We start from the raw sequence: 21,832 nt of genomic DNA, 5'->3' as shown, positions 1-21,832 counted from the left end.
TTTATGCGTTTAATGCTTCAACTTTTATTTCATTATCATGAAGCATCTGTTTTAGCATGTTTTCTATTCCGTTTTTAAGAGTAAAAGTAGAAGAAGGGCAACCACTGCAAGCACCTTGAAGAATTACTTTTACAGTTTTGTCTTCTTCGTTGTAAGAGTCAAACATAATGTTTCCTCCGTCGCTTTGAACAGCTGGTTTAACATACTCTTCTAAAATATTTACAATTTGTTGAGAAGTTGTATCTAATTTATCAAAATAAACATCTTGTTGTTTTTGATGGTTTACAGTTTCTACAATTTTAGTTTCATCTACAGCGACATTTCCTAGCTCTAAATATTCTTTGATAAAATTTCTAATTTCAAAAGTCACATCTTCCCATTCAACAATGTCATATTTTGTAATAGAAATGTAGTTCTCATCGATAAATATTTCTTTTACAAAAGGAAAGTTATATAATTCTTTAGCTAACGGAGAGGCTTTAGTTTCTTCAATGTTTTTGCATTCAACCATTGTTTTGGTTAGTAGTTTATTACTAACGAATTTCATAACGGCTGGGTTAGGAGTAGTTTCGCCATAAATTGTAATAGGAACTTTTTTAGTTTCTTCTTCTTTTATAATTATGCCACCTTTTTCAATGAAATCGGCAATTTGATTTGCTACTTCCTCTTGAACATCTTCCCATTCAACTATTGAAAATTTTTCAATTGCAATAAAATTACCAGAGATAAAAACAGTTTTTACAAAAGGCAAATAAAACAGTTGCATTGCAAGGGGAGAGTTTTTAGTGTCATCAATATTTTTAAACTCATAGCTTTTCCCTTTTACAATGAAATCTTCTGTTTCAAATTTAACAATAGCAGGGTTATTTGTTGGTTTTATTTCAATTCTAGACATAATTTTTTTTGCAAAGATACAAGTATCGGATTGATTGATGTTAATATTAAAAAAACTTTATGATAATGTATTTTTTCTTGTACAAAAATTTATATCTTTGGCGAATTAGGTCTTAATATTTTTCTTAAAATTAGACAATAATCGCTAACAATTACAATGATGAATCTTAAAAAAAGTTTATTAATTTTCACCTTTTTTATACTACAAGTTTCTTTTTCGCAAGAAGGTATTGCAGTTTACTCAGATTATTTATCCGATAATTATTATTTAATTCACCCATCAATGGCTGGAGCGTCTAACTGTGGAAAAGTTAGATTAACTGGTCGCCAACAATGGTTTGGGCAAGAAGATGCGCCTGCACTTCAAACTTTAAGTTTTAATACAGCTTTAGACGAAGATGGTATTTCGGGTGTTGGTATTATTGCTTTTAATGATAAAAATGGATATCATTCTCAAAAAGGAGCAAAGTTAACTTATGCACACCATTTAAGATTCTCAAGAAATGAAATTGACTTAAATCAGTTATCTTTTGGTTTAAGCGCAGGATTTGTACAAAGTGTTTTAGATGGTACTGATTTTATTAATCAACCTTTTGATCCAAATGTTGTTCCTGGAGTTATTACAAAAGATTCTTATTTTAATGTTGATCTTGGAGCATCTTATTTTTACCAAGATTTCTTTACACACTTTACCATTAAAAATTTCTTAGCTAATAAAAGAGAATTATACACTGATGTTGAATCAGATAATCTAAGAAAATATTTGTGGAGTGCTGGTGCTGTTTTTGGAGATGAAGATAGATTATTGTTTGAGCCTTCATTTATGTTTCAATATACTGAAGAAACTACTGAAAAAGCGATTGACTTAAATATGAAAGTTTACAAAGGAATGGATTTTGGTCGTCTTTGGGGAGGACTTTCTTATAGAAGAAGTTTCGATGGTGGTCAATATAATTCAAATGGAGGTTTAGAAGAGCAAAAACTTCAATGGATTACTCCAATTGTTGGTGTTAATTACAAACAATTTATGTTCTCTTATACTTATTCTCACATTATGGGAGATATTAAGTTTGATAACGGAGGGTTTCACCAAATTACTTTAGGTATCGATATCTTCTGTAGAGATAAGGCTTGGGATTGTAACTGTCCTGCTGTAAATTAAAAATTATTTTAATAATATATTGTCCCGATTCGTCGGGACTTTTTTTTCTAATTAATTATGTTGATTAAAGAAGTAAACGGAAAATATCCTCAAGTTCCTGAGGATTGTTATGTAGCAGAAAACGCAACTATTGTTGGTGATGTAACTTTTGGTGAAAAATGTAGTGTTTGGTTTAATGCAGTGGTAAGAGGAGATGTTAATTCTATTACTATTGGTAATAAAGTGAATATTCAAGATGGAGCCGTAATCCATTGTACTTATCAAAAGCATCCAACTTTAATAGGTAACAATGTTTCTATCGGTCATAATGCAATTGTACATGGTTGCGTAGTTCACGATAATGTTTTGATTGGAATGGGAGCAATAGTTATGGATAATTGTGTTATTGAAAGCAATTCAATAGTTGCTGCAGGTTCTGTTGTAACACAAAATACAGTTGTGGAAAGCGGGACTATATATGCTGGAATTCCTGCTAAAAAAGTGAAAGAATTAAATGCAAGTGATTTTGCCGGAGAAATACAAAGAATATCAAATAACTATGTAATGTATTCTTCTTGGTTTAAAGAAGAATAGTTTAGAAATCTAAATAAAATACATTGTGATGAAAACCAAGTATATTCTCTAGTATGCTTGGTTCGTTATTTGTATAGAATACGTTTTTACCTTTTTCTTGAGAAGTATTTGCAATTCCGTTTAATTCAAGTATTTTCTTGGTTTGTTTAGCAACGGCTTCTCCCGAATCTATAATCTTAATTGAACTCGGAATTATTTTCTTGATTTGAGGAACCAAATAAGGATAATGACTACAACCTAAAACTAAATAATCTATGTTTTGTGCTACCATTGGTTTTAGATACGTTTCTAGAAGTTCCATCATCTCAGCCGATTCAATATCTCCATTTTCTATAAGCTGAACCAATCCATGGCCAATTTGCTCAATTATTTTAATGTTAGTGAAGCTTTTTACCTTTTCATGGAATAAATCGCTGTTAAGAGTTCCTTTTGTAGCGAGAATACCTATTGTGTGTGTTTTTGTAGAATTTGCGGCTGGTTTTATTGCGGGCTCAATTCCGATGAAGGGAACATCATATTTTGCGCGCAATTCTTTAATTGCATTAGTAGTTGCAGTATTACAAGCTACTACTATGAGTTTAGCATTTTGTTCTAAAAGAAATTCGGTGTTTTTGTAGCATAACTCTATGATTTCTTCTTTTGATTTTAAACCGTAAGGGGCATTTTTACTATCAGCTAAGTACAAAGTATTTTCGTTTGGTAACAATGTATTGATTTCTCTCCATATAGAAGTTCCACCAACACCTGAATCGAAAAGGCCAATTACGTTTGTATTACTCATGAAACAAATGTATAAAAAAACTGCTCATTTTAGATTAGTAAAATGAGCAGTTTGAAAGTTTGTTTTAATATTTTATTAGAAACCTAATTCTTTTTTAACATCAGCTAAAATATCTGGACCGTTTGCTACTAAAACACCACCACCAGTAGTTGCATCTAAAACATAATCAAAACCTTTAGCTGTAGCAACTTTTTGAATTGCTTTTTGAGCTTTTTCTAAAATAGGTTTTAATAATTCCATTTCTTTTTTACCTAAGTCAGTTTGAACACTTTGTTGGAATTGTTGAATACGTCCACCCATTTCTTGCATTTCTTTTGAACGAGACTCGTTTAAAGCTTCACCAGCTGTTGGCGCTTCTTGCTCATATTTTTGCATTTTAGTTTGGTATTCTTGAACCATTGTTTTGTATTCTTTGTCGTAGTTTTCTTTGATTTTGTCTAATTGCGATTGAGCAGCTTTCATTTCCGGCATGTTTGTCATTAAAGCTTGTACATCAATATGAGCAACTTTTGATTGAGCAGATGCTTGTGCACCTACAAACATTACTAATGCAATAACTAAAGTTTTTAATTGTTTCATGTTTATTCTAAATTAATATAAGGTTTGTTTTAAAATTATTCTTTTTTGTTTTTAGCAGCTTCTCGTTCTTCAAGTATTTTTTTTCTTTTTCTTCGAGAGCTTTTTTACGTTCTTCTATTTTCTTTTGTTTCTCTTCTTCTAGCTTTTGCCTTTTCTCTTCAGCAGATAATTCAGTTTTAGCTTCAGGATCTTCTTCTTTTAAGTCACCAGTTTTGGCTTCTTCGTTATTGTTTATTTTATCCTTAGCATCGTCTGTATCATCATTTTCAATTACCGTGCCATTTTTTTTGTTATTTCGCTCTTCAAGAGTTTTTGCTCTTCTATCTTCCATTTCTTTTTTACGAGCGGCAATTAAACTGTCTCTTGTAGCTTTTTTATCAGCTAATAGTTTTTCTCTAGCAGCTTTTTTCTCGTCAAGAATTTTTTGTCTTTCAGCTAGTGCAGGATTTTCATCTTGCATATCTTCTAATGCTTCTTGATTTTCTTGTTCTTTTAACTGTTTTTTGGTTAACTGCTCTCTTTTTTCTGCTCTTGTAATAGTTCTAATTACTAAATCACTAATATCATGACGTTGAGCAGCAAATAACATGGTTAAATCAGATGATTTATCGAAAACGAAATCATATTTCTTTTTTTCAGCAATATCTTGAATTGAAGTAAAAACTTGATCTTGAATAGGTTTTACTAAAACTGTTTTTTGAATAATTAAATCACCTTTTGGGCCAAATCTTTTTTCTTGATAATCCAAAAGTTCTTTCTCTAAATAAGAAATTTCTTCTTCTCTTTCTTCAATTAATTCCTTAGTTAAAAAAGCTTTTTCAGTTTTTAAGTTATCTTTTAATCTATTGATTTCATTTTTTTTAACTTCAATGTCTTGTTTCCATTTTACAGTTTTTTGTTCTAGTTGATTTTTAGCTTCAGCATAACTAGGAACTTTCTCTAAAATGTATTCCATATCAATATACGCAATTCGAATTCCTCTTGATTGAGAAAATGAAATGGTTGAAATCAATAATAAAAAGAGTAATTTTTTCATGTTGTAACTTTTATCGTTTTGGATAATTTCTCAAAAACTCTCGAAAGATAAGAAATATTTCGAGAGTTTAACACTCATATAACGCTATGTTGTTAAAATTGTTGTCCAATGATAAAGTGAGTTTGCCATCCACTTTTTTGAGTACTACCCGATCCTGGTATAGCATCAAACCCATGTGCAAAGTCAATTCCTAATAAACCAAATGCAGGCATGAATACTCTTAAACCAAAACCAGCAGAACGTTGCATAGCAAATGGATTATAATTTTTATAATCTTCAAAAGCTGCACCAGCTTCAAGGAATGTTAATCCGTAAATTGAAGCAGATTGTGCTAAAGTGATTGGATAACGTAATTCTAAAGAGAATTTGTTATAAACAATACCACCATTTATTCCAGAAAGTGAGTTGTTAGGATATCCTCTTAACTGTATTGTTTCTCTACCATCTAATGAATAGTTAGCCAAACCATCCCCACCTACATAAAAACGCTCAAACGGCACTAATCCTCTTGCGCTATTATAGGCTCCCATAAAACCAAACTCACCTTTTGTTCTTAAAACAAGTTTTTCGTAGATTCTAGTGTACCAATCTCCACTAAACTTAATTTTATAATATTCTAACCAATTAAATCTTTTTTGATCGTACTTACTTCTATTTAGTGTCGCTTCATCTGCAGTGTCTACTTTATAAACTGAAATTATATTTCCATTAGCATCATAACCACTAACAGCTATCCAATCACCTGGTGCGGGATCTTCATTAAGGTCGTTTTCAATAACATTTAAATTGTCATCTGGGTTGTACGTCATCTTATAATTCGGATCGTTTTGTAAATCAGCATAATCTACTCCGTTAAATAATGAATATGGAGGAGTAAATTTAGCTGATACACTAAATTCTGAACCATATGTTGGGTAAATAGGGTTGCTACCTTTACTATTTCTTGAAAGGCCTAATGTAATTGCAAAGTTTCTAGAAGCACCATTTCCAAATGTAAATAAACCAGTTTGGTAGTTGTTTAAATCATAATATTGAAAAGAAGCACTCGATGTTAAATAAAAATAATCATCTGGAAATTTAAGACGCTTTCCAACACCCGCACTAATTGATGTAATATTAAAACTTCTATTTCTGTTTACATCTCTATTTGAGTAGTTGTACAAAAATTGTTTACTATGAGATAAAGAGGTAAAGAAATTTATTGGTTTTTTACCCCCTAACCAAGGTTCAGAGAATGATAAGCTATAAGTTTGGAAATAAGTACTTCCTTGCAATCTTAAAGATAATTTTTGACCATCTCCCATTGGCAATGGTTTATATGCTTCTTTGTTAAAGATATTTCTAATCGAGAAGTTGTTAAAAGATAAACCTAAAGTACCTATAAAGCCACCACCACCATAACCACCTTGTAGTTCAATTTGACTAGATCCTCTTTCAACTACACTATACTCGATATCTACAGTTCCTGCTTGAGGATCTACATTTTTGAACTCGGGTTTAATATTTTCAGCATCAAAGAAGCCTAATGCACCAACTTCACGAATTGATCTTACTAATAATTCTTTGCTATATTTTTGTCCTGGTCTTGTTCTTAATTCACGATAAATTACATGATCGTTAGTTTTATCATTTCCAACAACTGTAATTTTATTAAAATAAGCAATAGGACCTTCAGTAATTCTAATTTCAAAATCAATTGTATCGTTGTAAGTTTTTACTTCAACGGGGTTAATACTTGAAAATAAATAACCGTTGTTTTGATAAAGATTTGTTATGTCTTCAGCATCGGGCTTAGAATTGTCTGCAATTCTTTTTTGTAATAAAACACCGTTGTAAACATCACCTTTTTTGATTCCTAGCATTTGATTTAGTTGTCTTTCGGTATAAATAGTATTACCAACAAAACGGATGTTTCCAAAATAATATTTATTTCCTTCTTCTAAGTTAACTTTTATGCTAATATCGTTCTTTTCTTTGTTGTAAGTAACAGAATCTGAAGTAATTCTGGCATCTCTGTATCCGTTCTCTTTGTATTTGTCTATTACAGCGGTTAAATCCTCTTTGTATTTTTCTTTAATATATTTAGATCTTTTGAAGATATGTAATGGATTTTTTGCTTTGTATTTTTGAAGGCTTTCTTTAATTTACTATCACTAAGTTTTTCATTACCATTAAATGTTATAGATTTAACCTTAACTTTTTCGCCTTTATCAATATTTACTAACATTTTTACATTATTGTCAGTAGAATCTGGAGTTGTAGAAATGAAAACTTTTGTGTTATAAAAACCGTCTTTTTTATACTTATTTTCTATATAATTTTTAGTAGTAGTTATTAAGTTCTCATTTACTACTTTTCCTTTTTTAAGGTCAGTTTCTTTTAAAAGTTCTTCAGCTTTCCCTTTTTTTATTCCTTGTAATTTAACATCTTGAAGTTTAGGTAATTCATTCAGATTTAATTCTAAATAAATGCTGTCTCCTTCAATTTTATTAACATAGAAGTTTACATCACTAAATAAACCAAGTTTCCATAGTTTTTTGATAGCACCACTTATTTCTTCTCCTGGAATAAGTATTCTTTGGCCTTTTTCAAGGCCAGTAAATGTTACAACAGTTTGTTCGTTGTAATCAACTTTACCCGTAACACTAATGTCTGCTAAAGTATAATATTTTCCATTTTCAAATTTTATATCTTGTGAAAATGCATTATTTATAAAACCTAAAACTAATACAGTAATTAAAAAAGTATATTTCTTCACGAACTTAATTTTGTTTATGATAATTGTTCACTTGTTTTACCAAATCTTCTCTCTCTATTTTGATAGCTAATAATAGCTTCATATAAATTTGCTTCATTAAAATCAGGCCATAATACTTCTGTGAAATAAAATTCAGCATAAGCAATTTGCCATAATAAAAAATTACTGATTCTATGCTCTCCACTTGTTCTTATTACTAAGTCAACATCTGGCAAATCATGGGTGTAAAGATGCTGATTAATAATTGTTTCGTCAATAGTGTCAGTTGAAATTATATTATTTTTAACTTTATCGCTAATTTTTTTAACAGCTTGAACAAGCTCTTCCCTAGCTCCATAACTCAGTGCTAAATTAAGTGTCATCCTAGTGTTTTCTGATGTTTTTTGAATTACTTCTTGTAATTCTGCTTGTACTTTTACAGGTAAATTTGTTAAATTTCCTATAGCATTTAAGCGGATATTATTTTTATTTAAAGTCTTTAATTCCTTTTTAAGCGAGGAAATTAAAAGCTTCATAAGTGTGTCTACTTCAAGTTTTGGGCGGTTCCAGTTTTCTGTTGAAAAAGCATAAAGAGTAAGGTTTTCAATACCTAATTTTGCACAAGTTTCAACAGTTGTTTTTACAGATTTGGTGCCACTTTCATGTCCAATTGTTCTAAGGAATCCCTTTTGTTTTGCCCAACGACCATTGCCATCCATTATGATGGCTAAGTGCTTTGGTAATTTGTCTGTATTTATTTGTTCTAATAAATTCATTTTATTCTGCGCAAAAACATGGATTTTGACCAAATGTGTAAGTTATTGTAAAACCAGTAAATACATACCAATCATTACTATTTAGATTTCCAAAACGTAGATTTTCAAAATTATCATTTTTTGGATTACTTCCATCTAAATTGTCAGTAAATGTATAACGAGCACCAACTTCTAAACCTAATATTAAACTATCGTATAAACGCGCTTTAAAACCTACAACCATTGGAATAGCAAAAGCACTATCTCTATAATCAATTTCACTTTCATCTACTGGGATGTAAATTTCGTTGTAAATGAAATAACTAACGCCACCAAAAATATAAGGTGTCATTACAAAACCAGATTCGTGTAAATCGAAATCGAAAAAATTAAATTCTAAACCTGCAGAAAAATCATGTACATGGTTTTTAAAGCTATAGCCTCTTAATTCTCTGCCAGGAACATCACTATCGATATCTTTACTGCTTAATTTTCCATATTGATAAGAAAAACGCCATGCATGTCTTGGGCTACGATTCCATTTGTAAACCAAACCTATAGCAGGTTCGTTTGGCGATATATAGTCAGTTGGGCCTACATCTCCAATATAATTTACACCTCCTAAAAACACACCAAGCTCGTTAATTTGAGCTTTTGCTTCGAAGAGACTGAAAAACACTAATATGTAAATGAATAAATACCTCATTTTTAAAATAGTTTGCAAATATAACAATATAGATTTCTTTACCATGTTTTATGGTAATTTTATTTTAAAACGTAGAAAAAGAGATTGTGGTATTTAATTTATTAATTTCTTCTGTCTTCTCCCCATAAAAGTTTTTTACGTATGGTTTTCAAAAAACTTTCTTCTTTAAATTCGATTAAATTGATTTCGAAAGGAGATTTTTCGATATGTAATATAGTTTCGTTAGTAACAGATGTAATTCTTGAATCAAGTGATACTAAATATTCGTCTTCACGTCCTGATATTTTTAAATCAATTATTGTGTCGTCTTTTATTACTAAAGGTCTTGCATTAAGATTATGCGGAGCGATTGGGGTTATAACCAAACTACTTACTTCTGGTGTTAAAATGGGGCCACCGCAACTTAAAGAATAACCTGTTGATCCTGTTGGGGTTGAAATAATAAGTCCGTCAGCCCAATAGGAATTTAGATATTCACCATCTAAATGTGTTTCAATGGTAATCATCGATGTAGTATCCTTTCTAGATACAGTTACTTCATTTAGAGCAAAGTTTAAATCAACTAGGTCTGGATTTTTTGGTGTGCAACTAAGGCTTAATAACGATCTTTTAGATAATATGTAATCTTTTTTTAGTACTTTTTCTAATGAATTTTCTATGTTTTCAATTTGAACAGTTGCTAAAAAACCTAATCTTCCAGCATTGATACCTATTATAGGAATATTTTTATCACGCACATAAGTTACCGCTCTTAAAATAGTTCCATCGCCGCCTATACTTATTAGAGCAAAAATATTCTCATTTAACTCACAATGATTAGAAAAGCTTTGACATTTTTTTGCTGTTGGTAATTTTAAAGAATTTAAAAATTGCTCTTCAATAATTACTTCAATGTTATGTCTATGAAAAAAAGAAAGTACTTTTTCTACAATTTCATCAGTGTTGTTTTGATAATATTGACCGTAAATGGCAAATTTCATAGCGTAAAATTAAATATTTAAGTATTTATCTAAATAATCCGATCGATCTTTTAAATTTTGCAAATAACTATCTTCTTGATGTTCTGAAATTATTTCATATTCATATCTTCTAAAAGTTTGAATAATATCATTTAAGGAACTTTGAGTAGTTTTTACCGTAATTTCTACTGAGTCTCCTTCTATTTTGGATATAAACAAACCTAAAAGTTTTGCGTTGTTGCTTTCAACAATTTGTGCAATTTGACTCATAGAAAATTTTGATGTTTCTTTTTTAATTACAATAATTCCTCCTTCTTCTCTTAAAAAAGGTGTTTCATGTAAAAAACGGATAACATCTTCTAATTCATAATAGCCCACATAGTTGTTGCTGTTATCTAATACTGGGACAATATTCGTTTCATTTTGAGCAAAAACTTCTAAAACATCAAGCCAAATCATATTTGCTCTTACGTAGAATCGATCAAACTCGTATTTGTTGTCCGATAATTTAGAATTTCCGTCTAATATATCAGTGTTGTCTTTGCTAATACTGCCTACAAATACTCCGTCTTCGAGAATAGGGAAGTGACTGTAATTTAAATCCAAGAAGAAATCTTGAGCATCATAAACAGTTTTATCTATATCTAGAGGTTTAATGTCTTTATTTATGTAGTCAATTATATTATGCATTTTAAAAGCTCTAATTTTATGCAAAATAATCAAAAATCCGCTATTAAAGCTATTTTTACTTTGTATTTTTGTAAAGAAATTTAGATGAATTATGACAAAATTATCTGTGAATATTAATAAAATAGCGACTTTAAGAAATTCAAGAGGAGGCGATGTGCCTAATTTACTTCAAGTTGCAAAAGATGTTCAAAAATTTGGAGCCGAAGGTGTAACGGTGCATCCTCGACCAGATGAAAGACATATTCGTTATCAAGATGCTCGCGACTTATCTTCGGTTGTTTATACAGAATATAATATTGAAGGAAATCCTCAACATAATTTTATTGATTTAGTTTTAGAATGTAAACCTACACAAGTAACGCTGGTTCCTGATGCAATTGGAGCTTTAACTTCAAATGCTGGTTGGGATACTATTAAAAATCAAGCATATTTAAAAGAGGTAATAGCAGAGTTTAAAAGAAATAATATTAGAACTTCAATATTTGTTGATCCTATAATTGAAATGGTGGAAGGCGCAAAAGAAACAGGAACAGATAGAATCGAATTATATACCGAAAGTTTTGCTCATGAGTATGGACTTGGTAATGAAAAGGGAGTTGAGCCTTATGTAAAAGCAGCCATTAAAGCAAATGAATTAAATTTAGGTATAAATGCGGGACATGATTTAAGCTTAGATAATATTAAGTTTTTTAAAGATAATATTCCGGGTTTATTGGAAGTCTCAATAGGTCATGCATTAATTTCTGAAGCCTTGTATTTAGGTCTAGAAAACACAGTTAATATGTATTTACAAAGACTAAAATAAAATGGAGCAACTATATTCAAAGGTAGAAGGAGTAGGAAAGCCGTTTCTAATTCTTCATGGTTTTTTAGGAATGTCTGATAATTGGAAAACACTAGGAAGTCAGTTTTCGGAGTTAGGTTATCAAGTGCATCTTTTAGATCTAAGAAATCACGGTAGAAGTTTTCATTCCGATAATTTTAATTATGAAGTAATGGCACAAGATGTGATGAATTATTGTGAAGTGAATAATTTGCAGGATATTGTGCTTTTAGGACATTCAATGGGTGGAAAAGTTGCGATGCAGGTTGCTTGTGAAAATCCTTCGTTGGTTCAAAAATTAATCATAGCAGATATTGGTCCAAAGTATTATGCGCCACATCATCAAACCATATTGGCTGGTTTAAATGCAGTTAATTTTACATTAAAACCTTCCCGATCAGAGGTTGAAGATATTTTAAAGGATTATATTCACGATTTTGGTACACGTCAGTTTCTATTAAAAAGTTTATATTGGGTAGAAACAGGTCAACTTGGTTTTCGATTCAATTTGCCTGTTTTTAATGAAAAAATAGAAGAAATAGGAAAGGCTTTAAATGTAGATGCTGAATTTGATAAACCTGTTTTATTTCTTAGAGGTTCAAAGTCAAGTTATATTTTAGACGAAGATTTCATTGGGATAATTCATTTCTTTCCGCAAGCAATAATTAAAACAATTGACAATGCTGGACATTGGCTACATGCAGAAAACCCTATAGCGTTTTATGAAAACGTTGTTGAGTTTTTGAAAAATTAAAACAGAAAATATTATGAATGCATAATATTTTTGCTCAAAAAATTGCAAATTCCATATTTTGTTATAATTTTGGGATACTAACTTTAATTTTAGAAATAAACTAACATTTATTTATTATGAGAAAATTACTTTCTTTAACTTTAATGGCTTTAGCAGGGTCGTCTATGTTTGCTGGTGGATATAGAGTAGCTATGCAGGGTCAAAAGCAATTAGCGATGGGACATACAGGTGTTGCCGTGGTTAATAGTGCTGAGGTAGCTTTTTTTAATCCTGCTGGGATGGCTTACCTAGATAAAAAATTTAATGTATCAGTTGGGGCTAATGCTTTATTTGCTAATGTTAAATTTCAAAATTCGACTTATAATTGGACTGCAGAAAGTAAAAATGTAGGAACTCCATTTAGTGTTTATGCAACTTATAAATTGAACGATTGGTTAACTGCTGGTTTAGCGGTGTACACTCCTTATGGTAGTGCAGTTGATTGGGATCAAGATTGGGAAGGGGCTCATTTAGTTAATAATATTGATTTACAAGCAATTTTTGTTCAACCTTCGGTTTCAATTAGAATGGGAGAGCACTTTAGTTTAGGCGGGGTGTTATTTATGCTTCTGGTTCAGTTAATTTTAATAGAAATCTTTCAATGAATCCATTGCTTTCTGATGATGGTCAACCTTCAGATGTAACAATTGATGCAAAAGGAATTACAGCTTGGGGTTATAATGTAGGTATGATGTTCAATCCTACAGATAAAATTCGTTTAGGTATGAACTACCGTTCAAAAATAGTTATGGAAGCTAGAGATGGTGATGCAACTTATCATGATGCACCTGCTTTTAATCCGTTAACAAATACAACGTTTGATGCAGATTTACCATTACCAGCTGAATTTACAGCAGGTTTATCCGTACAAATTACTAATAAATGGATGGTTGCTTTTGATATTAATCATACTATGTGGAGTGCATACAAAGCATTAGATGTTAAATTTGGAAATGGTACAGAGTCAATCAATCCAAGAAATTACAAAGACGCTTCAACTTATAGATTTGGTACTCAATATAAAGCAAATGATAAATTTACTTTCAGAGCGGGTTATTATTTTGATGAGAGTCCAGTACAAGATGGTTATTTTGCTCCAGAAACTCCAAGAAATGATTCAAATGCGTTTACTGGTGGTTTAACATATCAGTTAAATGATAAGTTTGGAATTGATGTATCTTTCTTATATATTCACTTTGATGAGATTGATAATTCTTATGACCATTCAACTGATCCTATTTCTGGACAAGCAAATCCAAGTTTTGGTGGAACGTATAAATCAGTAGTTTTCTCTCCTGGTATTGGTATTACTTATGGTTTCTAATAAAATAAAGGCTTTAAAAATGAAAAATAATAAATTTATATATTTAGCTGTTTTATCAGCTGTGTTTGCATCTTGTGAGCCAGAATTTGAAAATTCGGTAGATGCAAATTATTCTGCTGGAGATGCGGATTTTACGACTTATGTAGCAATTGGTAATTCATTAACTGCTGGTTATATGGACGGTACGGTTTATAGATCAGGACAAATGAACTCTTATCCTAATATGTTGGCGCAACAGTTTGCTTTAGTAGGCGGTGGTGCTTTTACACAACCTTCTTACGAGGACGATGTGAATAATTTAGGAGGTTTAATGTTGGGAGGTATGCAAATTGGCAATACTAGATTAGTAATTGATGCTTCACAAGGACGTCCTGAAAATATTACAGGAACTCCAACCATTGAAGTTTCAGATTTGCAGACTACAGCTTATAATAATGCGGGTGTTCCAGGGGCAAAATCTTTCCATTTAATTGCGCCAGGCTACGGAAACGTGGCTGGTGTAGCATTAGGGCAAGCAAATCCGTACTTTGCTAGAACAGCGACTTCAGCTTCGGCAACAGTTTTAGGAGATGCAATGTCTTTAAACCCTACTTTCTTTACGAATTGGATTGGAGCAAATGATGTACTTTCTTATGCTACAAATGGTGGAGCAATTCCTGATGACCCAACAACACCAACTGTAGATGAAAGTTTATCAACAACACCTGCAGCTGATCACAATGCAACAGGAAATACAGATCCTACAACTTATGGTGGAAATGATATCACAAATGCAAATGTTTTTGCTTATGCGTATTCAACTATACTTTCTACATTAACAGCTAATGGAGCAAAAGGTGTTGTAGCAACTATTCCTAGTGTTACTTCAATTCCTTATTTTACAACGGTTCCTTATGCACCATTATCTCCAGCTGCTTTAGGTGGAGATGCAAATATTACGCAGTTAAATGCACAAATTTATGGTCCTCTAGATAATATTTTTACAGCTTACGGTGAGCCTAATAGAGTTAACCTTTTATCTACAACTTCTGCGAATCCAATTTTAATTTATGATGCGGATGCTACAGATAGAACTGCTCAAATTACTGGAGCTTTAACTCCAGTATTAGGAGCTCCAACTGCTACTGCTTTTGGAATGGTTTATGGTAAGGCACGTCAGGCAACTTCTCAAGATTTAGTTGTTTTGCCAGCTTCTTCAGTAATTGGTACAACTAATGCTGCTGCTCCATCACCTGCAATTAATATAAATGGTGTAACTTATCCGATGGCTAATAAATGGGTGTTAACAGCTACAGAAAGAACAAGAGTTGCAAATGCTACAACAGCTTATAATAATACTATAGTTGGATTAGCTGCAATGCATGATTTAGCTGTAGCAGATATGAACGCATTAATGAATCAATTAGTAAGTGGATTACAAATTGAAACAGGCCAAATTTATACTGCTAATTATTTTAGTGGTGTACAAACTGAAGGACAAGTATTATTTTCTTTAGATGGCGTACATCCAAATGCTAGAGGATATGCGGTTATTGCAAATGCATTTATCAATGTAATTAACGCAAAATACCATGCTAATATTCCTTTAAAATATGTAAATGATTATCCAGGAATTCATATTGTTCCTAGTAACTAAGAAATATTTTATTTTTTAAAAAGGCACCATCTGGTGCCTTTTTTTGTTAACTTTATGTAATTAAAAACTATTCTAAAATGAATTTATTAATTAAACTTTTAATTACTACAGTTTTAATAGTGGTAATTGCGCATTTCTTTCCAGGAATCTCTGTAGATAATTTTTCAACAGCATTGATTGTTGCTGTAGTTTTAGGTTTACTAAATGTGTTTATAAAACCAATTCTGGTTTTATTTACAATACCAGCTACTATTCTCACTTTGGGTTTGTTTCTTCTAGTGATTAATGCGGTAATAATTATGTTAGCGGATTATTTTGTAGATGGTTTTCATGTAAATGGTTTTTGGATAGCCTTTTTGTTTAGTATAGTGTTATCAGTATTTCAATCTGTGTTGAATAAAATCCTTGTAGATGAGAAATAATTAGTCGTCTGTTAAATAATAAGAAAAGGAATTGTACTTAGGTCTAAATCAGGGCTAATATAATAATATGAAATTCAATGTATTAAAAACTTGTTTGGGTTGTAAAAATTGCCTAATTTTGCATCCCAAATTTTAGGACATTAAATTTAAAAGATAATGAACATTTCAAAAGAGCAAGTTGATGCATTAAACGCTATTGTTAAAGTAGCTATTTCAAAGGAAGATTATGCTGATAAAGTAGAAAAAGTATTAGTAGATTATAGAAAAAATGCTAATATTCCAGGTTTTAGAAAAGGTCAAGTTCCTATGAGCTTAATCCAAAAACAATACGGAAGAGCAATTTTAGCAGAAGAAGTAAATAAATTATTACAAACTTCTTTAAACGATTATTTAGTAGAGGAAAAATTAGATATCTTAGGTAATCCACTTCCAAAAGTTACTGAAGATTTTAATTGGGATAGCGATGATTTTACTTTTGAATTCGAATTAGGTCTTGCTCCAGAATTTAGTGTTGATTTAGCAAAAAGTAAAGTAACTAAATTTGAAATCGTTGCTGATGATAAAATGTTAGACGAACAAGTTGAGCGTATTCAAAAGCAATATGGTAAAATGATTCCTCAAGATAAAGTTACTGAAGATACAACTGTATTAGGTACTTTCTCAAATGAAGAAAACGGAATCAACAATACAACAACAATTACTTTAGATATCTTTAACGATAAAAAAACTGCTAAACAATTTGTAGGTAAAAAAGTTGGTGATGTTGTTGCTTTAGGTACTAAAGGATTATTTGATGATGACCATAAATTAATGGACTACTTAAAAGTAGGTCACGATGGTATTCACGGTTTAGATATTACTGTTGATTTCAAAATTGAAGAAATTAATGCAATTGAAAAAGCTGAAATCAATCAAGAATTATTAGATAAATTGTTTGGTGAAGGAGTTGTTTCTTCTGTAGAAGAGTTAAAAGCAAAAATTAAAGAAGATGCTGAAGCTCAATTTGCACAACAAGCAGATCAAAAATTCTTAAACGATGTTATCGAAGGTTTAATTGAAAACACAAAATTTGATTTACCTGCTGAGTTCTTAAAAAAATGGATTCAAAATGTAGGTGAAACTCCATTATCTGCTGAACAAGCTGAGGTTGAGTACGAAAAATCAGAAAAAGGTTTACGTTACCAATTAATCGAAAATAAAATCATTGCTGAAAATGATTTACAAATTCAGTTTGAAGATTTAAAATCTCACACTGCTGAATTAATTAAAAAGCAAATGGCTCAATTTGGTCAATTAAATCCAACTGACGAAGAAGTTGAAGGAATTGTTGCTAGAGTTTTATCTAACCAAGATGAGGTAAAACGTTTATCAGAACAAGTGATGAGTGAAAAAATGTTAGATTTATTTAAAGAAAAAGTTTCTGGTAAAGCTAAAAAAGTAAATTATCAAGAGTTCGTTAAAGAAATGTACGGAGAATAATTTCTCACAAAAATAATTATCTTTGAACGTCAAACAATTTTGTTTGGCGTTTTTAGTTTATAACCTTAATAAAATATAGTATGAATTTTGGTAAAGACCCGAGAGCTACGCTCGAAATGGCGCAGCAATTTCAAAAATACGCTACTAAGCATCATAAAATAAATAGTTTATATTACGATAAAATTGTTAGTCGTGTTACTCCAGTTGGTATGACGCCTTACATTATGGAAGAACGTCAATTAAACGTAACTCAATTAGATGTTTTCTCTCGTTTAATGATGGATAGAATTATCTTTTAGGAACTGGAATAGACGATCAAATTGCAAACATCGTACAAGCTCAATTATTGTTTTTAGAAAGTTTAGATGCGTCAAAAGACATTCAAATTTATGTAAACTCTCCGGGAGGTGGTGTTTATGCTGGTTTAGGTATTTATGATACAATGCAATTTATTAAGCCTGATGTAGCTACAATTTGTACAGGAATGGCAGCTTCAATGGGTGCGGTATTATTATGTGCTGGAGCGGCAGGTAAAAGAAGTGCATTGCCACACTCAAGAGTTATGATTCACCAACCATTAGGTGGAGCGCAAGGACAAGCCTCAGATATCGAAATTACAGCTCGTGAAATTTTAAAATTAAAAGACGAGTTATATGAAATCATTTCAAAACACTCTGGTCAATCTATGGAGAAAGTACATCACGATAGTGATAGAGATTACTGGATGATTGCTAGTGAGGCAAAAGAGTATGGAATGATTGATGAAGTGTTAACTAGATAATTTTTTGGGTAAATGGAGAAAGGTAAATGGTAAAAGAAATAAAACCTTGTTGTTACCAATTACCCTTAACCAATTACCAATTACCTTATAAAAATGGCTAAAGAAGTATTAGAATGTTCGTTTTGTGGTAGAAAAAAGCCAGAAACTAATTTATTGATTGCAGGGATCAATGCGCATATTTGTGATCGATGTATTGAACAGGCACACGGAATTGTCTTAGAAGAATTAAAACAAAGTGGAAAAAGCGAAATGCTTTCCGATTTGATTTTAATGAAACCTAAGGAAATAAAATCGTTTTTAGATCAATATATTATTGGTCAAGATCAAACGAAAAAAGTAATGAGTGTTGCAGTTTACAATCATTATAAGAGATTATTACAAAAACAATTAGACGATGAAGTCGAAATTGAGAAAAGTAATATTATAATGGTTGGACAAACAGGAACTGGAAAAACATTAGTAGCTAAAACTATTGCAAAAATGTTAAATGTTCCATTAGCTATTGTTGATGCTACAGTTTTAACGGAAGCTGGTTATGTTGGAGAAGATGTTGAAAGTATTTTAACTCGATTGTTACAAGCTGCCGATTATGACGTGGCTAAAGCAGAACGTGGTATTGTATTTATTGATGAAATTGATAAAATTGCACGTAAGAGTGATAATCCTTCAATTACTAGAGATGTTTCTGGAGAAGGAGTGCAACAAGCGATGCTAAAATTATTAGAAGGAACTGTAGTTAATGTGCCACCAAAAGGAGGCCGTAAACATCCAGATCAAAAGTTTGTAGAAGTAAACACACAAAATATTCTATTCATTGCTGGTGGAGCATTTGATGGAATTGAGCGTATTATTTCAAAACGATTAAATCGTCAAGCTGTAGGTTATGGTTCGTCTAAAAATAACGAAGTAATCGATAAAGAAAATTTATTACAATATGTTATTCCAAAAGATTTAAAAGAGTTTGGTTTGATTCCTGAAATTATTGGCCGTTTACCAGTTTTAACTCACATGGATCCTTTAGATGGAAAAACCTTAAGAGCTATTTTAACAGAGCCTAAAAACGCTTTAATTAAGCAGTATAAAAAGCTTTTTGAAATGGACGACGTAGATTTTTCTATCGAGGAAGATGCTTTACAATTTATTGTAGATAAAGCTTTAGAATACAAATTAGGAGCAAGAGGATTGCGTTCACTTTGTGAGGCTATTTTAACTGATGTAATGTTTGAATTACCAAGTTCATCAGAGAAAGATTTAGTTGTTACTAAAGAATTTGCGGAACACAGTTTAAATAAGAACCTTTTACAAAGACTTAAATCGGCATCATAATAAAATAAAAAAGCGACTCAATTTTGAGTCGCTTTTTTTTGAAATTAAACACAATTTAAAGAAAGATTATTTAAATTGACTTTTTAAGAATATCATTTTTTAAGTTCTGATATTCTATTAGGTGATTGATATAGATTTTTTTTAAGTTTTTATGTTCACTTATAAAAGCTATATCACAATGAATGTCTTCACATTCAATTAAGTTTGTTCTGTTTGAAGAATAATTTAAAAGCTTATTTAACAAATAATCATTCTCGACAGTTCTTGTTTTCAACTCTTCAATAAAATTTTTCTCATTTAGAACCATGCAAATTTCAATTAAGTTTTCTAAATCAATTTTTATAAAATTTAATTGGTGCATCCAACTGTTTAATTCTAGAGAATTAATTTTATGATACGTGTCTAAATCTATATCGTTAGCATATAAATTATTTTTGTTATTCATGTTTTAAATGTTGTTTTCATCAAATTGTTCACCTTGAACAACATCAATAATTCTTAAATTTTGCTTTCCTCCTGGTAAATCCCAAATAATTTCATCGCCTTTAGAATATCCAATAAGCGCTGAACCCATTGGTGTTAAAATTGATATTTTATTGGTAACCAAATTTTTCTCTTTTGGAATAACAATTTGTAAAGTTTTACTCCATCCTTTTTCTGAGCTTACCGTGACTAAACTATTTATTCTAATGATATCTGTAGGAATTTCTGTATTTTCTAAAACTTTTGATTTCGATAATTCTTCGCCTAATTTTTTTAGTGATTTCTTTGATTCAGTATCAGAAGAATATTCTGAAGCAGAAATAATTCTTTTTAAATAAGCATATTCTTTTTTTCAATTAATAAATTTCCGTAATTCATGAGTAAATATTAATTATGGGAAAATACCTCTTTGAATGTAGGCTTTTTCAATTCTCTTAATAGCGATACAATAAGCAGCGGTTCTAAAATCAATGTTTTCTTTTTTCGAATAATCATAAACCTTTTCAAAAGATTCTTTAATTTTCTTTTCTAATTTTAGCATTACTTCATCAAGTTGCCACAACTCACCATTTCTGTTTTGTAACCATTCAAAATAACTACCTATCACACCACCCGAATTACATAAAATATCTGGGATTATTGTAACGTTGTTCTCTAGTAGAATTTTTTCGGCTTCAGTTGTTGTAGGACCATTTGCACCTTCAGCAATTAATTTAGCTTTAATATCGCCGGCGTTTTCTTCAGTAATTTGATTTCCTAATGCAGCAGGAATGCAAATATCACATTCTGTTTTAAAGAAATTATCTTTCTCTATTTCAATAGTATTTTCAAATTGAGAAACACTTCCTGTTTGTTGAATATGCTTAAATAAACTGTCAACATTTATTCCTTCTTGGTTTTCAATACTCGAAAAAGCATCTTGAACAGCAACTAAAATTGCGCCTTCTTTTTCTAAAAAATAAGAAACCCAGTAACCTACATTTCCAAATCCTTGAACGATATATTTTTTACCTTTTAAATCGATGTTGTTTTTATTAGCCCAAAATTTAATTGTCAAGTACACACCAAATCCAGTTGCTCTATCTCTACCTTCTAGTCCACCACTTTCAGTTGGTTTTCCTGTAACAACATGTTGATTAGCTGAACGTTCTGCAGGAGGACATGTACTCATGTAAGTATCGGCAATCCATGCCATAGTTTGACTATTTGTGTTTACATCTGGTGCAGGAATATCATGCTCTGGGCCAATATTATCGGCTAGTGCATAAGTAAATCTTCTAGTAATGCGTTCCAATTCACTTGTTGAATATTTTTTTGGATCGATTTGAATTCCTCCTTTTCCTCCGCCATAAGGCAATCCTGCTAATGAAGTTTTCCAGGTCATCCACATTGCCAATGCTCTTGCAGCATCAATATCTACTGTTGGGTGGTATCTAAGTCCTCCTTTATAAGGGCCTAAAGCATTATTATGTTGTACGCGATATCCTCTAAAGACCTCGACACTACCGTCATCCATTTTTACTGGAAAGTTTACTACAATTTCGTTATTAGTTATACTTAATATTTTTCTAATGTTAGGATGTAATTCAATATGGTTTGCAGCTTTATTAAATTGCTCCATAACATTTTCCATCATCCCTTTTTTGGGTTCATTTTTTACTGTTAACATTCTTTTTTATAATTTATGCTGTTGTTTGAGTTTTATATTCACTACAATCCCAAACTTTATCTTTATCAGTTGTTAAAGAACAAGTTTTAGAATTGCTACAATTAAGGCAAAGACTATTTGTCATATTACTATTTATTATTTAATAATAACTAAGACAATAGATATGCCAATTTTTAACAGTAAAGTTGAATTAAGATTAAATTTTTGATTTACAGCTATTTATA

General features: G+C 30.9%; 20 protein-coding genes and 3 pseudogenes. 11 read left to right on the top strand and 12 right to left on the bottom strand.

The genetic code is table 11. The annotated features are described in order from the left end of the window. Position 1: 1 nt before the first annotated feature. A complete protein-coding gene (locus GCU34_RS08810; protein WP_072783197.1) occupies positions 2 to 895 on the bottom strand; it encodes a NifU family protein in 894 nt (297 codons plus the stop codon). A 159-nt stretch (positions 896 to 1,054) separates the two neighbouring features. Between GCU34_RS08810 and GCU34_RS08805 the strand changes: the two genes are divergently transcribed. After that, entirely contained in the window at positions 1,055 to 2,056 is a 1,002-nt protein-coding gene (locus GCU34_RS08805; protein ID WP_072783425.1) for a PorP/SprF family type IX secretion system membrane protein, read from the top strand. A gap of 57 nt (positions 2,057 to 2,113) precedes the next feature. Continuing rightward, positions 2,114 to 2,629 (top strand): gamma carbonic anhydrase family protein, encoded by a 516-nt coding sequence (locus GCU34_RS08800; RefSeq protein ID WP_072783199.1) that lies wholly within the window; start codon positions 2,114 to 2,116, stop codon positions 2,627 to 2,629. A gap of 1 nt (position 2,630) precedes the next feature. Here GCU34_RS08800 and murI read toward each other — a convergent pair whose 3' ends face one another. The 8 genes and pseudogenes from murI to GCU34_RS08760 all read right to left on the bottom strand — a co-directional run bounded on the left by murI (position 2,631) and on the right by GCU34_RS08760 (position 10,872). Beyond that, positions 2,631 to 3,410: a glutamate racemase gene (murI, locus tag GCU34_RS08795; protein ID WP_072783201.1), complete on the bottom strand. Its 780-nt coding sequence runs from the start codon at positions 3,408 to 3,410 to the stop codon at positions 2,631 to 2,633. A 75-nt stretch (positions 3,411 to 3,485) separates the two neighbouring features. Beyond that, positions 3,486 to 3,989: an OmpH family outer membrane protein gene (locus GCU34_RS08790; protein ID WP_072783203.1), complete on the bottom strand. Its 504-nt coding sequence runs from the start codon at positions 3,987 to 3,989 to the stop codon at positions 3,486 to 3,488. Positions 3,990 to 3,996: 7 nt separating this feature from the next. Beyond that, complete coding sequence (locus GCU34_RS08785; RefSeq protein ID WP_152378427.1) at positions 3,997 to 5,025, bottom strand: OmpH family outer membrane protein; 1,029 nt, start codon at positions 5,023 to 5,025, stop codon at positions 3,997 to 3,999. Between the two features lie 92 nt (positions 5,026 to 5,117). Further along, positions 5,118 to 7,762, bottom strand: a pseudogene (bamA, locus tag GCU34_RS08780) (outer membrane protein assembly factor BamA). A 35-nt stretch (positions 7,763 to 7,797) separates the two neighbouring features. Then, positions 7,798 to 8,538, bottom strand: coding sequence for an isoprenyl transferase (locus GCU34_RS08775; protein ID WP_072783209.1), 741 nt, complete (start codon positions 8,536 to 8,538; stop codon positions 7,798 to 7,800). Between the two features lies 1 nt (position 8,539). Then, positions 8,540 to 9,223: a type IX secretion system protein PorG gene (gene porG, locus GCU34_RS08770; RefSeq protein WP_072783211.1), complete on the bottom strand. Its 684-nt coding sequence runs from the start codon at positions 9,221 to 9,223 to the stop codon at positions 8,540 to 8,542. A gap of 101 nt (positions 9,224 to 9,324) precedes the next feature. Then, positions 9,325 to 10,203, bottom strand: coding sequence for an NAD kinase (locus tag GCU34_RS08765; protein ID WP_072783213.1), 879 nt, complete (start codon positions 10,201 to 10,203; stop codon positions 9,325 to 9,327). Between the two features lie 9 nt (positions 10,204 to 10,212). Continuing rightward, the gene (locus GCU34_RS08760) at positions 10,213 to 10,872 is read right to left on the bottom strand and encodes a CBS domain-containing protein (protein ID WP_072783215.1); all 660 of its coding nucleotides are present in this window, start codon (positions 10,870 to 10,872) and stop codon (positions 10,213 to 10,215) included. A gap of 91 nt (positions 10,873 to 10,963) precedes the next feature. On the opposite strand from GCU34_RS08760, the gene GCU34_RS08755 reads away from it, so the two are divergent. The 8 genes and pseudogenes from GCU34_RS08755 (at position 10,964) to clpX (ending at position 19,456) form a co-directional block, all read left to right on the top strand. Then, positions 10,964 to 11,677 (top strand): pyridoxine 5'-phosphate synthase, encoded by a 714-nt coding sequence (locus tag GCU34_RS08755; RefSeq protein ID WP_072783217.1) that lies wholly within the window; start codon positions 10,964 to 10,966, stop codon positions 11,675 to 11,677. Position 11,678: 1 nt separating this feature from the next. After that, a complete protein-coding gene (locus GCU34_RS08750) occupies positions 11,679 to 12,449 on the top strand; it encodes an alpha/beta fold hydrolase (RefSeq protein ID WP_072783219.1) in 771 nt (256 codons plus the stop codon). Between the two features lie 116 nt (positions 12,450 to 12,565). Continuing rightward, positions 12,566 to 13,812 (top strand): annotated as a pseudogene (locus tag GCU34_RS08745) (OmpP1/FadL family transporter). Between the two features lie 19 nt (positions 13,813 to 13,831). After that, positions 13,832 to 15,448 carry an SGNH/GDSL hydrolase family protein gene (locus tag GCU34_RS08740; protein ID WP_072783427.1) on the top strand — a complete coding sequence of 539 codons (1,617 nt, stop codon included), beginning with the start codon at positions 13,832 to 13,834 and terminating at the stop codon, positions 15,446 to 15,448. 77 nt (positions 15,449 to 15,525) lie between these two features. Beyond that, a complete protein-coding gene (locus GCU34_RS08735) occupies positions 15,526 to 15,870 on the top strand; it encodes a phage holin family protein (protein ID WP_072783222.1) in 345 nt (114 codons plus the stop codon). Between the two features lie 156 nt (positions 15,871 to 16,026). Beyond that, on the top strand, positions 16,027 to 17,349 hold the full coding sequence (tig, locus tag GCU34_RS08730; protein ID WP_072783223.1) for a trigger factor: 1,323 nt from the start codon (positions 16,027 to 16,029) through the stop codon (positions 17,347 to 17,349). A 116-nt stretch (positions 17,350 to 17,465) separates the two neighbouring features. Continuing rightward, positions 17,466 to 18,130 (top strand): annotated as a pseudogene (gene clpP, locus GCU34_RS08725) (ATP-dependent Clp endopeptidase proteolytic subunit ClpP). A gap of 93 nt (positions 18,131 to 18,223) precedes the next feature. Continuing rightward, entirely contained in the window at positions 18,224 to 19,456 is a 1,233-nt protein-coding gene (gene clpX, locus GCU34_RS08720) for an ATP-dependent Clp protease ATP-binding subunit ClpX (RefSeq protein WP_072783227.1), read from the top strand. A gap of 70 nt (positions 19,457 to 19,526) precedes the next feature. Here the strand turns inward: clpX and GCU34_RS08715 are convergent, their stop codons facing one another. Together GCU34_RS08715 and GCU34_RS13965 are read right to left on the bottom strand one after the other, a co-directional pair. Then, positions 19,527 to 19,901, bottom strand: coding sequence for a hypothetical protein (locus GCU34_RS08715; protein WP_072783229.1), 375 nt, complete (start codon positions 19,899 to 19,901; stop codon positions 19,527 to 19,529). A 3-nt stretch (positions 19,902 to 19,904) separates the two neighbouring features. After that, a complete protein-coding gene (locus GCU34_RS13965) occupies positions 19,905 to 20,141 on the bottom strand; it encodes a GreA/GreB family elongation factor (RefSeq protein WP_262884259.1) in 237 nt (78 codons plus the stop codon). Between the two features lie 4 nt (positions 20,142 to 20,145). Between GCU34_RS13965 and GCU34_RS14100 the strand changes: the two genes are divergently transcribed. Continuing rightward, positions 20,146 to 20,277, top strand: coding sequence for a hypothetical protein (locus GCU34_RS14100; protein WP_262884242.1), 132 nt, complete (start codon positions 20,146 to 20,148; stop codon positions 20,275 to 20,277). A gap of 53 nt (positions 20,278 to 20,330) precedes the next feature. Here GCU34_RS14100 and GCU34_RS08705 read toward each other — a convergent pair whose 3' ends face one another. Continuing rightward, a complete protein-coding gene (locus GCU34_RS08705; RefSeq protein WP_072783233.1) occupies positions 20,331 to 21,608 on the bottom strand; it encodes a Glu/Leu/Phe/Val family dehydrogenase in 1,278 nt (425 codons plus the stop codon). Positions 21,609 to 21,832: the final 224 nt, after the last annotated feature.

It is taken from the genome of Flavobacterium haoranii, assembly GCF_009363055.1.
Classification (GTDB): Bacteria; Bacteroidota; Bacteroidia; order Flavobacteriales; family Flavobacteriaceae; genus Flavobacterium; species Flavobacterium haoranii.
The sequence above is the reverse complement of the archived record's forward strand: the minus strand, read 5'-3'. Positions and strand labels throughout refer to the sequence as shown.

Excerpts from the sequence above, each read along its gene's own strand:
- GCU34_RS08810 (WP_072783197.1), bottom strand. The coding sequence starts at position 895 with ATGTCTAGAATTGAAATAAAACCAACAAATAACCCTGCTATTGTTAAA.
- GCU34_RS08805 (WP_072783425.1), top strand. The coding sequence starts at position 1,055 with ATGAATCTTAAAAAAAGTTTATTAATTTTCACCTTTTTTATACTACAA.
- GCU34_RS08800 (WP_072783199.1), top strand. The coding sequence starts at position 2,114 with ATGTTGATTAAAGAAGTAAACGGAAAATATCCTCAAGTTCCTGAGGAT.
- murI (WP_072783201.1), bottom strand. The coding sequence starts at position 3,410 with ATGAGTAATACAAACGTAATTGGCCTTTTCGATTCAGGTGTTGGTGGA.
- GCU34_RS08790 (WP_072783203.1), bottom strand. The coding sequence starts at position 3,989 with ATGAAACAATTAAAAACTTTAGTTATTGCATTAGTAATGTTTGTAGGT.
- GCU34_RS08785 (WP_152378427.1), bottom strand. The coding sequence starts at position 5,025 with ATGAAAAAATTACTCTTTTTATTATTGATTTCAACCATTTCATTTTCT.
- GCU34_RS08775 (WP_072783209.1), bottom strand. The coding sequence starts at position 8,538 with ATGAATTTATTAGAACAAATAAATACAGACAAATTACCAAAGCACTTA.
- porG (WP_072783211.1), bottom strand. The coding sequence starts at position 9,223 with ATGAGGTATTTATTCATTTACATATTAGTGTTTTTCAGTCTCTTCGAA.
- GCU34_RS08765 (WP_072783213.1), bottom strand. The coding sequence starts at position 10,203 with ATGAAATTTGCCATTTACGGTCAATATTATCAAAACAACACTGATGAA.
- GCU34_RS08760 (WP_072783215.1), bottom strand. The coding sequence starts at position 10,872 with ATGCATAATATAATTGACTACATAAATAAAGACATTAAACCTCTAGAT.
- GCU34_RS08755 (WP_072783217.1), top strand. The coding sequence starts at position 10,964 with ATGACAAAATTATCTGTGAATATTAATAAAATAGCGACTTTAAGAAAT.
- GCU34_RS08750 (WP_072783219.1), top strand. The coding sequence starts at position 11,679 with ATGGAGCAACTATATTCAAAGGTAGAAGGAGTAGGAAAGCCGTTTCTA.
- GCU34_RS08740 (WP_072783427.1), top strand. The coding sequence starts at position 13,832 with ATGAAAAATAATAAATTTATATATTTAGCTGTTTTATCAGCTGTGTTT.
- GCU34_RS08735 (WP_072783222.1), top strand. The coding sequence starts at position 15,526 with ATGAATTTATTAATTAAACTTTTAATTACTACAGTTTTAATAGTGGTA.
- tig (WP_072783223.1), top strand. The coding sequence starts at position 16,027 with ATGAACATTTCAAAAGAGCAAGTTGATGCATTAAACGCTATTGTTAAA.
- clpX (WP_072783227.1), top strand. The coding sequence starts at position 18,224 with ATGGCTAAAGAAGTATTAGAATGTTCGTTTTGTGGTAGAAAAAAGCCA.
- GCU34_RS08715 (WP_072783229.1), bottom strand. The coding sequence starts at position 19,901 with ATGAATAACAAAAATAATTTATATGCTAACGATATAGATTTAGACACG.
- GCU34_RS14100 (WP_262884242.1), top strand. The coding sequence starts at position 20,146 with ATGATATCTGTAGGAATTTCTGTATTTTCTAAAACTTTTGATTTCGAT.
- GCU34_RS08705 (WP_072783233.1), bottom strand. The coding sequence starts at position 21,608 with ATGTTAACAGTAAAAAATGAACCCAAAAAAGGGATGATGGAAAATGTT.